The organism is Tepidiforma sp., from assembly GCF_034432735.1.
GTDB lineage: Bacteria > Chloroflexota > Dehalococcoidia > Tepidiformales > Tepidiformaceae > Tepidiforma.
Genome location: NZ_DAOUBJ010000142.1, coordinates 1 through 11,566, shown reverse-complemented (window position 1 = coordinate 11,566; position 11,566 = coordinate 1). Strand labels below are relative to the sequence as shown.

Here is an 11,566-nt window from a genome sequence, read left to right as displayed (position 1 = left end):
GGGGCGACGTTGACGAGGTGGCCTTTTTCGAAGACGCCGTTGGCGATGGCGTATTTGGAATCGGGTTCGAGGGCTCCGGCGGGCCCGAAGAGGTTGACGCCGAAGTTGGTGATGCGCTGGCCGAGTTCGGTGGCGAAGATTTTGATGACGGATGCTTCGTAGTTGGGGATGCGGCCGGCTTCTTGCATCCAGGCGATGCGATACGCGAGCATGCGGCCGGTTTCGTTGGCGATCCAGAGGTCGGCGAGGCGATGGCGGAGGATGTCGCGGTAGGATTCGCCGCTGCGGCGTTGGCGCCAGATCTGCATGAGGAGTTCGAGCTGGCGTTGGTTGGCGGCGATGGAGGCGACGTTGGAGCGTTCGAAGTCGAGGAGCGTCATGGCGACGTACCAGCCGCGATTCTCTTCGCCGACGCGATTGCGGACGGGGACGCGAACGTCTTCGAAGAAGACTTCGTTGAATTCGTGGTAGCCGGCCATGTTGACGAGCGGGCGGACGGTGATGCCCGGGGTTTTCATGTCGACGAGGAGGAAGGAGATGCCTTTGTGCTTGGGGGCATCGGGGTCGGTTCGGACGAGGAGGAAGCACCAGTCGGCGTGGTGAGCGCCGGTGGTCCAGATTTTTTGGCCGTTGACGACGTAGTCGTCGCCGTCGCGGACGGCGCGAGTTTGGAGGGAGGCGAGGTCGGAGCCGGCTCCGGGTTCGGAGTAGCCCTGGCACCAGATGACTTCGGCGTTGGTGATGCGAGGGAGGTGTTCGGCTTTCTGCTCGGGGGTGCCGTGGACGATGAGGGTGGGGCCGATCATGCCGACGTTGAAGACGCGGCCGCCATCGGGTGCGCCGGCGTAGGAGAGCTCTTCGCTGAAGATCATTTGGTTGATGTGGCTCCAGCCGAGGCCGCCGTATTCTTTTGGCCAGGCGGGGGCTATCCAGCCTTTTTGGGCGAGTTTTTTGTTGAAGGCGAGTTGTTCTTCCCAGTTTTCTTGGGAGGTTGGCCGGACGGGGCCGGTGCCGCGCTGGGGGAGGGCCTCGGCGAGGAACTCGCGCACTTCTTTGCGAAGGGCTTCGTGTTCGGCGGTGAATTTGAATTCCATGAGGGTTCCTCCTCGGGCACGCGGTATGCGAAGTTAGCTTACTGCAGGGTAGGCGCTGGCGCAGGTGAGCGGATGGGGTAGGATTCGCGGTCGAATGACCGGCGAGTATCGGGCGATAGGTAGAGGTGGGTGGCGGCGGCTGAATGTGTTTTTCGATGTGGACAATACGATCATCACGTGGGATGTGAAGTTGCGGCCCGGGGTGCGGGAGGTGTTCGAGGCGCTGCGGGGGGATGGGCACACGGTGTATTTGTGGAGCGGGATGGGGCCGCGCTGGGAGGTTGTGCGGCGGTTTTCGTTGGAGGAGCACATCGCGGACTGTTTTTGGAAGCCGTTGACGGACCACCACAATCGGTTACGGGAGTTGGGCATTCCGGTCTGGCCGGATTTCGTGGTGGACGACCATCGGGAGGTGGTGGAGGCGTTCCGGGGCATCCAGGTGCCGGAGCCGGTGTTGCCGCTGGAGCGGGATGCCGAGATGTGGCGGGTGCTGGAGGCGGTCCGAGCGTTCGCGGCGGGCGGCGGGTAGAATCGCGCGGTAGGCTGGAACGCTCTTTCCCGGGGGATGCCGTGGAGTACGAATCGATCCTCTACGATGTCGAGGATGGCGTGGCGACGATCACGCTGAACAAGCCGGAGCGGCTGAACGCGTTCGACGATCTGATGTTGTCGGAGTGGGCGGATGCGATCCGCCGGGCGGATCAGGATCGTGGGGTGGGTGCGATCATCATCACGGGGGCCGGGCGTGGCTTTTGTAGTGGGATGAATGTGGCGGCGGAGGCCGGGGGCCAGGGGGTGCTGCGGTCGCAAGCGACGGTGGCGGATCGGCGCCATAGTTTGCGGGACCGTGTGCATCCGATTCCGCGGGCGCTGATTCAGCTAGAGAAGCCGTACATTGCGGCGATCAACGGGGCGGCGGCGGGTGCGGGGATGGATATGGCGACGATGGCGGATATCCGGTTCGCTGCTTCGACGGCGCGGATGGGGATGACGTACGTGCGGATGGGGCTGGTTCCGGGGGATGGGGGGTGCTATACGCTGCCGCGGGTTGTGGGGACGCAGCGAGCGTTGGATTTGATTTGGACGGGGCGGATGATCTCGGCGCAGGAGGCGCTGGAGATTGGCTATGTGCTGGCGGTCTACGAGCCGGAGGAGCTGCTGCCGCGGGTGAGGGAGTATGCGCGGCAGATCGCGAAGGGGCCGGGGGTGGCGGTGCAGCTTTCGAAGAAGCTGGTCTACCGTTCGGCGAATATTTCGTTCGATGAGCATTTGGATATGGCGCAGATGGCGATGTTCATCGCGCAGTCGACGGAGGATGCGCGGGAGGGGCCGCGGGCGTTCGTGGAGAAGCGGGAGCCGCAGTTCAAGGGGTACTGATGGTTCGGCTCGGGCGGGGGCTCAGCGGAGGAAATCGAGGAGGGTGAGGTTGGAGGTTCGGCCGATGGCGCCGAGTGCGGCCTGGAGGGCGTTCTGGGCGGCGGTGAAGCGGACGATGGTGTCGGCGATGTCGATGTCTTCGATGCCGGCGCGGAGCTCTTGGAGGTTGGTGTCGGTCGCTTCGGAGCGGGAGGTGGTGGCGTCGAGGCGGTTGAGCCGAGCGCCGACTTCTGCGCGTGCGGTGAGGACGCGGTCGAGGCCGGCATCGATGTCGGCGAGGTAGGGGTTGATTTGGGCGCCGGGTGAGCCGGTCTGGAGGGCGTCGCGGAGGGCGAGGAGGCGGTCGAAGAGGTTGCCGAAGACGGTTTGGCCGATGAGGTTGATGGGGACGGTTTCGCCAGCGGAGATTTGGATTTCTCGTTGGCCGGTGCCGTTCTGCCAGGTGATCTGGGTGGGGGGTGTGCCGGTGACGAGGTAGGCGGGGGTGTCGGTTTTGTGGCCGCTGAAGATGTGGACGCCGCCGAAGGTGGTGTTGGCGATCTGGGCCAGCTGTTCGACGAGCTGGTTGACTTCGCGGGCGATGCCTTGGCGTTCGGTGGGGCCGAGGGTGTCGTTGGCGGCCTGGACGGTGAGTTCGCGGACGCGATGGAGGACTTCGGTGGCGCTGCCGAGGGCGGCCTCGGTGGTATCGAGGAAGGCGGTGCCGTAGGCGATGTTGCGCCGCATTTGGGTTTCGAAGGCGATGGCCTGGCGGTACTGCATGGTGAGGGCGGCGCCGGTCGGGTCGTCGCTGGCGCGGTCGATGCGTCGATTGGTGGAGAGCTGCCGTTGGACGCGGTCCATACGCTCGGCGGCGTTGGTGAGGTAGGTGATTTGGTTCTGGACGCGGGATTGTTCGCTGAGGCGCATGGGGTTACCTCGTGACGCCGGTTCGGTTGATGAGGGTGTCGAGCATGTCGTCGATGACGGTGATGACGCGGGCGGCGGCGTTGTAGGCGTGCTGGGCGGCGTTGAGGTTGGTGACTTCTTCGTCGATGTTGACGCCTTGGGCGGATTGGCGGGCGGTGTCGAGGTGGTCGCGGAGGAGGGAGGCGGATTGTTCCATGCCGATGGCGCGGTTCACATCGGCGCCGAGGACGGAGACGATGTTGCTGTAGTAATCGGTGGGGGAGGCGTGGACGATCTGGAACGTGTCGTTGGTGGCGGCGGTGAGGTCGGTGACTTGGTCGGCGGGGGTCCATGTGCCGGGCGGGGTGGCGATGGTGACGGTGAGGGTGGCGAGGATGTTGGTGCCGCTGGTGAACTGGATGGTGCCGCCCGGGGCGGAGAGGGGGGCCGTGGTGGCGGTGCCGACGACGGTGTTGTTAGCGTCGCGGAGCTCGAGGGTGCCGGAGGCGGGCGGGTTTTCGACGATGGTGTATTGGCCGGGCGGGAGGGAGGGGGCGACTTGGAGGCCGGCGAGGGTGACGCCGGTCCGGATGGTTTCTCCGACGACGAGGTCGGTGTTGGGGAGTCCGGTGACCATGCTCGGCTGCTGTTGGAGGCGGGCGATGGCGAGGGCTCTGGAGCCGTCGCCGGGGGCGCCGGGGGCGCTGGCTGCGGCGACTTTGCGGGGGTCGGCGATGAGGGTTGGGTTGACGGCGATGGAGCTGGCGTCGGTGCCGGTGAAAAAGGGGAGTCCGGTGGTGGTGCCGTCGAGGCCGAAGCCGGATTGGTGGAGGGTGTTGACGCCGGAGATGAGCCCTCCGGCGAGGGTGTCGAGTTTGCGAAGGAGGTCGGGGAGGGCTTGGTCGCGGGCGGCGAGGACGCCTTGGAGTTTGCCGCTGTTGGCGATGACGTCGAAGCCGTCGATTTGCCAGGTGAGCTTGACCATGGTGGGGTCGGAGGGGTCTTGGGTGGTGACGATGGTGCGGGCGGTGGTACCGAAGACGAGCTCGTGGGAGCCGAGGTAGATGGAGACTTCGCCGGTGGCGGCTTCGCTGTATTGGATGCTGGCGACTTGGGCGAGCTGGTCGAGGAGGAGGTCGCGGCGGTCGCGCAGGTCGTTGGCGCGGTCGCCGTTGAGTTCGACTTGTTTGATTTGGAGGTTGAGGTTGGCGATTTCGCGGGCGTAGGTGTTGATCTCTTCGCCGAGGGCGGCGACTTGCTGGTTGAGGTTGCGGCGTTGGAGGTCGATTTCGGAGTAGGCGGCTTGGAGGCGGACGGTGAGGGTCTGGGCGGCGTGGACGAGGGCGGTTCGGGCGGCGGAGGATTCGGGTTCGTTGGCGACGTCGTGCCAGGCGCCCCAGAATTTGGCGAGGAGGGATGCGAGGCCTTCATCGGAGGGGTCGTTGAGGACGGCTTCGGCGTTCCGGAGCGGTGTGGCGAAGGCGGAGTGTTGGCCGCGAGACGAGGTGGCTTGGCGTGTTTGGTAATCGAGGAAGATGTCTCGGATGCGGTTGACGTCGCGGGCGTCGACGCCGAAGCCTGGTTTGCCGAGGAGGCTATCGCGGGAGGACCAGGCGGCGCCTTCGAGTCCGATGGGGCGAAGGAGGACGCGCTGGCGGGAGTATCCGGGGGATTGGGCGTTGGCGATGTTGTGGGCGGCGACGTCGACCGCGAGCTGGTGTGCGCGGAGGGCTTTGACTGCGGTATCGAGGCCGACGGAGAGGGCCATGGGGCGGTACCTCAGGCGGTGCGGGAGACGATGCCGCTCCCTTCCTGGAGCGTGGTTTGGCCTTGGGGGCTGTAGGTGGGGGAGAGGTGTCCGGCGAGGATGGCGGCCCAGCGTTCGCGGATGCGGATGGCGCCGAGGACGAGGCGGGCGTTGGCTTCTTGGAGGTCGCGGAGGTGGGCGGCCTGGGTGAGGAGGCGCTCGCGGATCTCGTGGAGGCCTTGCACACCGAGGTTTTCGGCACTTGTGGCGATCTGGTCGAGGGTGGCGGTTTCTTGGCCGATGGTTCTGAGGAGATTCATGCGTTCGGCGCTGCGGGTTTCGATGCGGCCGGCGGCTTCGAGCATGTGCGCGGCGGTGGCTTCGATGGCGGGGTAGTCGGAGGCGACGAGGGCGCGTTGGGCTTCGCGGGCGAGGGCGACGAGTTGGCCGAGGAGGTGTTCTTCTTCGCGCAGGAGGTCGAGGAGGTGGGCGTAGACCTGTGCGCTCACGGGAGGTCTCCGAGGAGGCCATTGGCGAGGAGGCGGGCGGCGATTTCGCGGGCGTTGGAGGTGTAGGTGCCGTTGGCGATGGCGGCTTTGAGGGCGGCGACTTTTTCGGCGCGGACGTCGCGGGATTCGGCGACGGCGCGAGCTGCTTCGGCGATGAGGCGGACGCGGGGGGAGAGGGTGAGGACGTCTTGGGGCCCGCGTGCGTTGTTGGCGGAGTCGGTGGTGGGCGAGGCGGTGGCCTGGCCGGGGGCGCCTGCTGCGCCGGTGCGGTCGAGGTGGGTACCGCCGAGGTTGAGTCCGTCGATGCGTGCCATTGGGGGTGCCTCCTTGGCGGTAAGGGTGGCGTCAGCGGGTGATGCGGGTGGCGAGTTCGAGCATGGCGTCGCCGACGGCGAAGGTCTTGGCGCAGGCGCTGTAGGCCCGCTGGGCGACGAGCATGGCGACGAACTCCTGGGCCATATCGACATTGGAGCTTTCGAGGGTGCCAGGTCGCAATGGGGCGAAACCCTCATCCCCTGGGGTGCCGACCACCAGCTCGCCGGTGTTGGCGGTGGGCTGGTAGAGGCCCTGGCCGAGGAGTTCGAGGGCGGCGGGGTTGGCGAATCGGGCGACTTGGAGGCGTCCGATGGGTTGGCGTTGGCCGTTTTCGTCGATGGCGGAGAGGGTGCCGGTGGCGTCGAGCGCGGCGTCGGTCCAGCCCTGGGGGAGCTGGAGGGGCTCGCCATCGACGCCGGGGACGATGCGACCGGCTTGGTCGACGAGGGTGCCTTCGGCGTCGAGCTGGAAGCCGCCGTAGCGGGTGTAGAGGGGCTGGCCGTTTTCTCCGCGGACGATGAAGAAGGCGCCATCCTGGATGGCGGCGTGGAGGGGGGAATCGCTGGCGAGGAGGGCGGCGGTTTCGAGGAGGAGGTCGCGGGTGGTGAGGGCGACGCCGAGGCGGCCGGTGTCGGGGCCGGCGGGGGGCTCGGGCCGGCCTTGGTGCAGGGCGCGGATGGCCTTGAAGCCGCCGGTGTTGAGGTTGGCGAGGTTGTGGGCGACGGTATCGAGGATGTCTTGGTTGTGGACGAGTCCGCTAGCGGCGGCGGCGAGGATGGTGGGCATGGCGATGGTCCTTGGTTCGGGTTAGAGGCGGCCGAGTTCGCCGGCGGCCTGGTCGAGGGTGGTATCGAGCCGGGCGAGGACTGCCTGGTTGGCTTGGTAGACGCGCTGGACGGCGAGGAGGGAGGTGAGCTCTTCGACGAGGTTGGTGTTGGAGAATTCGAGGTATCCCTGGCGGAGGCCGGGGCCGCCGACGGGGGGCTGGCCCTGGTTCTCGGGCTGGGCAGGGGCGGGCTGGAAGTGGGCTTCGCCGGCGCGGAGGAGGGCGCCAGGGGCGAAATCGACGATGCGGAGGGTGGCGATTTCTTGGCCGGCGGTGTCGCGGATGATGCCATCGGGGGTGATGGTGACGGGCTCACCGGGGAGGCGGATGGGTTGGCCATTGGTGTCGAGGACGTGGTAGCCCTCGGCGGTGACGAGGGTGCCATCGGCGTCGCGTTGGAAGCGACCGTCGCGGGTGTAGTAGGCGTTGGCGTAGCTGAGGTTGCCGGTGGCGTCGCGGGTGCTGGAGCCGATGGTGAAGAAGCCGTTGGTGAGGGCGAGGTCGAGCTCTTGGCCGGTCTGGCGGAGCATGCCGGGCTGGAAGTCGGTGGCGAATTCGGCGATGAATTTGCCGGTGCCGATCTGGCCGATGACGGCTTGGATGCGAGCGGGCAGTGGTGCGGGGACGGGGGCCTGTTGGGAGATGAGGACGTCGCCGAGGGGGGCGAGGGCGGCGATTTCGCGTTTGAAGCCGATGGTGTTGGCGTTGGCGATGTTGTTGGCGAGGACGTCTTGGTAGCGCCAGGCGGCTTCCATGCCGGTGAATGCGGTGTAGAGACCTTTGATCATGGGGTGTGCCTCCGGGCGAGGGTGAGGCGGAGCACGACGAACGCGATGCCGCCGAGGGCGAGGATGGTGAAGGCGGTGCGGGCGATGCGCTGGGTGGTGGTGGGGCCGGATGCTTGGCCGGTATCGGGCAGGGCTCCGGGGCGGACGTCGCCGGCTGGGCTGCGGCCGTCGTTGTCGATGACTTGGAAGCGGCCGGCGATGGAGAGGGTGGTGGGGAGGGTGGTGGTTTGGTCGTTGGCGGGCCGGGCGGCGATGACGAAGAGGTTGTAGTCGTAGGAGGTGAGGTCTTGGAGGCGGGTTTCGAGGAGGCCGATGCCATCGGGGCGGGTGGAGACGATGCCGACGCGGTAGGGGGTGGAGGCGCCGCCGGTGAGCCAACCTTCGTAGGTGTAGCCTTCGGTGGGGGGCAGGTTCTTGACGTCGACGCGGGCGTAGGCTTCGGAGAAGGAGAATTCGAGGACGCCTTCGGCGTTGCGGGGGCCGAAGTTGGAGATGCCTTCGAGGTAGGTGAGTTTGACGAGCTGGGGAACGCCGTTGGCGCTGGCGCCCGGGGTGGCGGCGAGGAGGAGGATGAGGGCGGCGGCGAGGGCGACGACGAGGCGGGGGAGGTTGGTCATGAAGCTATCCCTTTGCGGCGCAGGAGGAGCCGGACTTCTTCTTCGCTCCGGTGCATGCGACGTGCGAGCTCGGCGATGTCGAGGGAGGGGTTGGCGTGGTTGGGGTCGCGCGGGGGGTGCGGTGTGGCGGCATAGGCGGCGCTGGCGGTGCGGCGGAGAGCGGCGCCACGCACGGGGATGCCGGGGGCTGGGGATGCCGGGGGCTGGGTACGGCGGACGGGGCGGGTGTCGCGCCTGAGCTGTTGGACTTGGAGGTGGAGGTAGAAGAGGGCGCCGAGGGTGGTGAGCTGGGAGATGGCGAGGAGGGCGATGACGTCGGTCATGGGTGGGCTCCCGGGCTATGGGTTGCGTTCGCGGGCGAGGCGTGCGCGGAGGCGGCCGAGGGCGCGGCCGTGGAGCTGGCAGACGCGGGATTCGGAGATTTCGAGGATTTGGGCGATCTCTTTCATGGTCATTTCGTCGCGGTAGTAGAGGCTGATGATGAGCCACTCGCGCTCGGGGAGGGTTTTGATGGCGGCGGTGAGGGCCTGGAGGAGCTGGCGTTTTTCGAGGCGTTCGGTGAAGTCTTCGGCGTTGGGGTCGGCGGGGAGTTCGGTGGGGGCGGTGCCTTCTTCGTTGTTGTCGCGGTCGAGGAGGCCATCGAGGGAGACGGTGACCCAGGAGGCATCGACGAGGGCCTGGTTGTATTGGTCGAGGGTGAGGCCCATGAGCTGGGCGGCTTCTTCGTCGGTGGGTTCGCGGCCGTGCTCTCGTTCGAATTGGGTGTGAATTTGTTCGAGTTTGCGGGCTTTCTGGCGGACGGAACGGGGGAGGCGGTCGAGGGAGCGGAGAGCGTCGATGATGGCGCCTCGGATGCGGGAGATGGCGTAGGTTTCGAATTTGACGCCTTTGGAGCCGTCGAAGCGGTCGAGGGCTTCGATGAGGCCGATGGTGCCGTAGGAGAGGATGTCTTCGTAGTCGAGGATGGCGGGGAGGCCGATGGCGAGGCGCCCGACGACGTATTTGACGAGGGGGGCGTACTGGCGGATGGCGGCTTCGCGATCGTCGAGGCGAGGGGCGCTGGAGGCTTTGGCGGTGGCCATACGGGTTGCTCCTCAGGGGTTAGTCGCCGTGGTCGGGGCGATGTTCGCCGTCGGCCGGGGGTTCGGGGGGGTTGGATGGGCTGCGAGGCGGGCTGGTGAGGATGATGGCTTCGGCGCCGAAGGCGACGACGGTGACGAGGACGAAGGTGAAGATGGCGCGCATGAGGGACTGGTCGAGGGGGTAGCCGGCGCGGGTGCCGAGCCAGACGGTGGCGATGGCGGCGCCGAGGGCGAGGTAGACGCCGTAGCGGGCGATGGTGAAGGGTGGGAGGGTGTTCACAGTTGGCCCCTCCGGCGCATTTCGAGCTGGCGCCGCATGAGGTAGCGGGCGATGAGGTCGCGCTGGGCGCGGGGCATTTCGAGGAATTCGCAGTGGAGGCGATGCGTGCGGTAGCCGCGTTCGGGTTCGCGGACGCTGACGATGCGGGCGCGAACGGCGATGTGGCCGGCCTCGGGGAGGGTGGCTTCGATGCCGAGGCGCTCGCCGGGGAGGGCGAAGGCTTTGGTGGCGATGCAGCAGCCGCCTTCGGAGAGGTCGACGATGGTGCCGTCGAATGCTTGTTCGCTGACGGGTTCGCCTTCGGCTGGGACGACGAGGCGGTAGATGCGGGTGGGCTGGATGGCGACCTGGAGGCGGTAGTTGCGGCGGCGTTCGTGGCAATCGATGTGGGCGGGGAGGCGGAGGTATTCCAAGGCGCCATCGGGGCTGTGGCCGATGACTTCGGTGACGAAGCGCCAGCGTTTCTGGCGGAAGATGTAGGCGGAACGGACGAGGGTGCCGGCGGGGAGTGGCCGTGGGCGGAGCCCTTTCATGGGGACGAGGATGGCGATTTTTTCGGCATCGACGTCTTCGATGCGCGTGGCGTAGGTCTCGACGTCGTCGCGCGAGGAGACTTCGATTCGCATGCTGGTTCCGGGGAGGAGCCCCTGGGCCATGAAGGGATTGTTGGGCTGCGGGGCGCGGGCGCCCATTCGCTAACTCCCGGGAAGGGATGGCGGGATTCCCTGATGTGCTCGTGACGGGGGGTCGAGCGGTTGCATTCGGGGTGCCGCCTTTTTGGAGGTTAGGGGGGCCGCGCCCGGCCAAGGGTGACGAGGGAGGGACGGCCCGGTGGTTCTATGGTTGGGGGGCCGGGCGGGGGTGGGCATCGGAGGGCTCCCTGGGCGGAGCAGGGGATTGCCCCGATCCGGGGCGGCTGGGCCACCGAGAAGCTCAGGCGGAGGCTGCGAGGTGGGGGGCTGTGGTGGCGGTGGGGAGGAGGGCATCGGCGATGGTGGCCGGGTCGGCGACGACGATGCCGGCGGCGATGTCGCGCCCGGCGGAGAGGAAGGCGAGGCCGAGGCCTGTTTCGGCGAGGAGTTCGAGGGCGCCGGAGAGGGTGGGGGCGAGGTCGACCCCGGTGGGGACGGCGCCGGCGAAGCGGGCGAGGGGGAGGTCTTGGATGGCGGCGCGGACGGCGGCTGGTTGCCAGTGGGCGGGGAGGGCGAGGTAGGGGAAGTGGGCGACGCCGGGGATGGGTGGGGGTGTCCAGCTGCCAGCGGGGCAGTCGACGAAGAGGCAGGTGCCGCGGGGGGCGCGGGAGACGGCCCGGACGAGGTCGCCGGGGGCGAAGGCGTCGGTGGAGGGGAGGCCGAGGGCGTCGGCGCAGGCGCGGATGGCGTGGTGGGCGCCGGCGCGGGCGGAGTCGGCGGCGACGAGCATGGCCGGCCGGCCGGCGTCGGAGCAGTCGAGCGCCATTTTGAGGAGGGCGGTGGTGCGGCCGGAGCCTTCGGCGCCTTGGATGGTGACGATGGCGGTGGTGCCTTCGCTGGGGTAGCTGGCGGGGCTCTGGTGGAGCCACTCTCGGAGGGCCTCGCGGGCGTCGCGGGCGGTGGGGGCGGCTTCGGCGACGATCTGGGCGGTGGCTGGCTGCCAGCCGATGCGGGTGAGCGCTTCGACGATCTGGTCTTGGGGGGTGAGGAGGGGTGTTGGGGGGGCTGGTTGGTAGGTGGGGTGCTGGCGGGGGGTGGCGGGTGGTGCTTCGGCGGCTGCGAGCTCTTCGAGGTCGGCAATGGTGACGCCGGCGGCGGTCTCGGCCCGGCGGATGGCCTCTTGGAGGACGACCTCTTGGAGGTGGAGGGGAAGGGCATCGGCGGGCTCGGGCGGGGCGGCGGCGAGGATTTCGACGAGGGGGGCTGCGCCCTGGCGGTGGATGGAGCGGGTGGAGAGGATGACGGCATCGGGCCCGAGTTCGCGGCGGATTCGGGCGAAGAGGCGCGTGGTGTCGTTACCGATGAAGCGCTTCGTTTCCAACGTTCACCTCGATGTTGCCGATGGCTTCGA

Annotated in this window: 15 protein-coding genes; 2 read left to right on the top strand and 13 right to left on the bottom strand. The window is 67.9% G+C overall.

What is annotated here, in order from left to right:
* Window positions 1-1,094: acyl-CoA dehydrogenase family protein (locus tag VAE53_RS12205; protein ID WP_322819647.1), on the bottom strand; the 1,094-nt coding region annotated here is incomplete at its 3' end.
* A 94-nt stretch (window positions 1,095-1,188) separates the two neighbouring features.
* Here VAE53_RS12205 and VAE53_RS12200 point away from each other — a divergent pair.
* Both VAE53_RS12200 and VAE53_RS12195 read left to right on the top strand, forming a co-directional pair.
* Complete coding sequence (locus VAE53_RS12200; protein ID WP_322819646.1) at window positions 1,189-1,623, top strand: hypothetical protein; 435 nt, start codon at window positions 1,189-1,191, stop codon at window positions 1,621-1,623.
* Between the two features lie 41 nt (window positions 1,624-1,664).
* Window positions 1,665-2,471: an enoyl-CoA hydratase-related protein gene (locus VAE53_RS12195; RefSeq protein WP_322819645.1), complete on the top strand. Its 807-nt coding sequence runs from the start codon at window positions 1,665-1,667 to the stop codon at window positions 2,469-2,471.
* A gap of 21 nt (window positions 2,472-2,492) precedes the next feature.
* Here VAE53_RS12195 and flgL read toward each other — a convergent pair whose 3' ends face one another.
* The 12 genes from flgL to VAE53_RS12135 form a co-directional block, all read right to left on the bottom strand.
* Window positions 2,493-3,380 carry a flagellar hook-associated protein FlgL gene (gene flgL, locus VAE53_RS12190; protein WP_322819644.1) on the bottom strand — a complete coding sequence of 296 codons (888 nt, stop codon included), beginning with the start codon at window positions 3,378-3,380 and terminating at the stop codon, window positions 2,493-2,495.
* A 4-nt stretch (window positions 3,381-3,384) separates the two neighbouring features.
* Window positions 3,385-5,127 (bottom strand): flagellar hook-associated protein FlgK, encoded by a 1,743-nt coding sequence (flgK, locus tag VAE53_RS12185; protein ID WP_322819643.1) that lies wholly within the window; start codon window positions 5,125-5,127, stop codon window positions 3,385-3,387.
* Window positions 5,128-5,138: 11 nt separating this feature from the next.
* Window positions 5,139-5,615, bottom strand: a complete 477-nt coding sequence (locus VAE53_RS12180) for a flagellar protein FlgN (RefSeq protein ID WP_322819642.1) — start codon at window positions 5,613-5,615, stop codon at window positions 5,139-5,141.
* The gene (gene flgM / locus VAE53_RS12175; protein ID WP_322819641.1) at window positions 5,612-5,929 is read right to left on the bottom strand and encodes a flagellar biosynthesis anti-sigma factor FlgM; all 318 of its coding nucleotides are present in this window, start codon (window positions 5,927-5,929) and stop codon (window positions 5,612-5,614) included. Before flgM ends, VAE53_RS12180 begins: the two co-directional genes overlap by 4 nt.
* Before the next feature lie 31 nt (window positions 5,930-5,960).
* Complete coding sequence (locus tag VAE53_RS12170) at window positions 5,961-6,716, bottom strand: flagellar hook basal-body protein (protein WP_322819640.1); 756 nt, start codon at window positions 6,714-6,716, stop codon at window positions 5,961-5,963.
* Between the two features lie 21 nt (window positions 6,717-6,737).
* A complete protein-coding gene (locus VAE53_RS12165) occupies window positions 6,738-7,544 on the bottom strand; it encodes a flagellar hook-basal body protein (RefSeq protein WP_322819639.1) in 807 nt (268 codons plus the stop codon).
* Window positions 7,541-8,161, bottom strand: coding sequence for a hypothetical protein (locus VAE53_RS12160; protein ID WP_322819638.1), 621 nt, complete (start codon window positions 8,159-8,161; stop codon window positions 7,541-7,543). Before VAE53_RS12160 ends, VAE53_RS12165 begins: the two co-directional genes overlap by 4 nt.
* Window positions 8,158-8,484, bottom strand: a complete 327-nt coding sequence (locus VAE53_RS12155; RefSeq protein ID WP_322819637.1) for a hypothetical protein — start codon at window positions 8,482-8,484, stop codon at window positions 8,158-8,160. The genes VAE53_RS12160 and VAE53_RS12155 overlap by 4 nt, the downstream gene beginning before the upstream one ends.
* A 15-nt stretch (window positions 8,485-8,499) precedes the next feature.
* Window positions 8,500-9,243 (bottom strand): FliA/WhiG family RNA polymerase sigma factor, encoded by a 744-nt coding sequence (locus VAE53_RS12150; protein ID WP_322819636.1) that lies wholly within the window; start codon window positions 9,241-9,243, stop codon window positions 8,500-8,502.
* Window positions 9,244-9,262: 19 nt separating this feature from the next.
* Window positions 9,263-9,523: a hypothetical protein gene (locus VAE53_RS12145; RefSeq protein ID WP_322819635.1), complete on the bottom strand. Its 261-nt coding sequence runs from the start codon at window positions 9,521-9,523 to the stop codon at window positions 9,263-9,265.
* Complete coding sequence (locus VAE53_RS12140) at window positions 9,520-10,179, bottom strand: PilZ domain-containing protein (RefSeq protein ID WP_322819634.1); 660 nt, start codon at window positions 10,177-10,179, stop codon at window positions 9,520-9,522. Before VAE53_RS12140 ends, VAE53_RS12145 begins: the two co-directional genes overlap by 4 nt.
* Before the next feature lie 277 nt (window positions 10,180-10,456).
* On the bottom strand, window positions 10,457-11,536 hold the full coding sequence (locus VAE53_RS12135) for a hypothetical protein (RefSeq protein WP_322819633.1): 1,080 nt from the start codon (window positions 11,534-11,536) through the stop codon (window positions 10,457-10,459).
* Between the last annotated feature and the right edge of the window lie 30 nt (window positions 11,537-11,566).

Bases quoted from the DNA above. Each gene is read 5' to 3' on its own strand.
- VAE53_RS12200 (WP_322819646.1), top strand. From the start codon at position 1,189: ATGACCGGCGAGTATCGGGCGATAGGTAGAGGTGGGTGGCGGCGGCTG.
- flgL (WP_322819644.1), bottom strand. From the start codon at position 3,380: ATGCGCCTCAGCGAACAATCCCGCGTCCAGAACCAAATCACCTACCTC.
- flgK (WP_322819643.1), bottom strand. From the start codon at position 5,127: ATGGCCCTCTCCGTCGGCCTCGATACCGCAGTCAAAGCCCTCCGCGCA.
- flgM (WP_322819641.1), bottom strand. From the start codon at position 5,929: ATGGCACGCATCGACGGACTCAACCTCGGCGGTACCCACCTCGACCGC.
- VAE53_RS12170 (WP_322819640.1), bottom strand. From the start codon at position 6,716: ATGCCCACCATCCTCGCCGCCGCCGCTAGCGGACTCGTCCACAACCAA.
- VAE53_RS12165 (WP_322819639.1), bottom strand. From the start codon at position 7,544: ATGATCAAAGGTCTCTACACCGCATTCACCGGCATGGAAGCCGCCTGG.
- VAE53_RS12160 (WP_322819638.1), bottom strand. From the start codon at position 8,161: ATGACCAACCTCCCCCGCCTCGTCGTCGCCCTCGCCGCCGCCCTCATC.
- VAE53_RS12155 (WP_322819637.1), bottom strand. From the start codon at position 8,484: ATGACCGACGTCATCGCCCTCCTCGCCATCTCCCAGCTCACCACCCTC.
- VAE53_RS12150 (WP_322819636.1), bottom strand. From the start codon at position 9,243: ATGGCCACCGCCAAAGCCTCCAGCGCCCCTCGCCTCGACGATCGCGAA.
- VAE53_RS12140 (WP_322819634.1), bottom strand. From the start codon at position 10,179: ATGGCCCAGGGGCTCCTCCCCGGAACCAGCATGCGAATCGAAGTCTCC.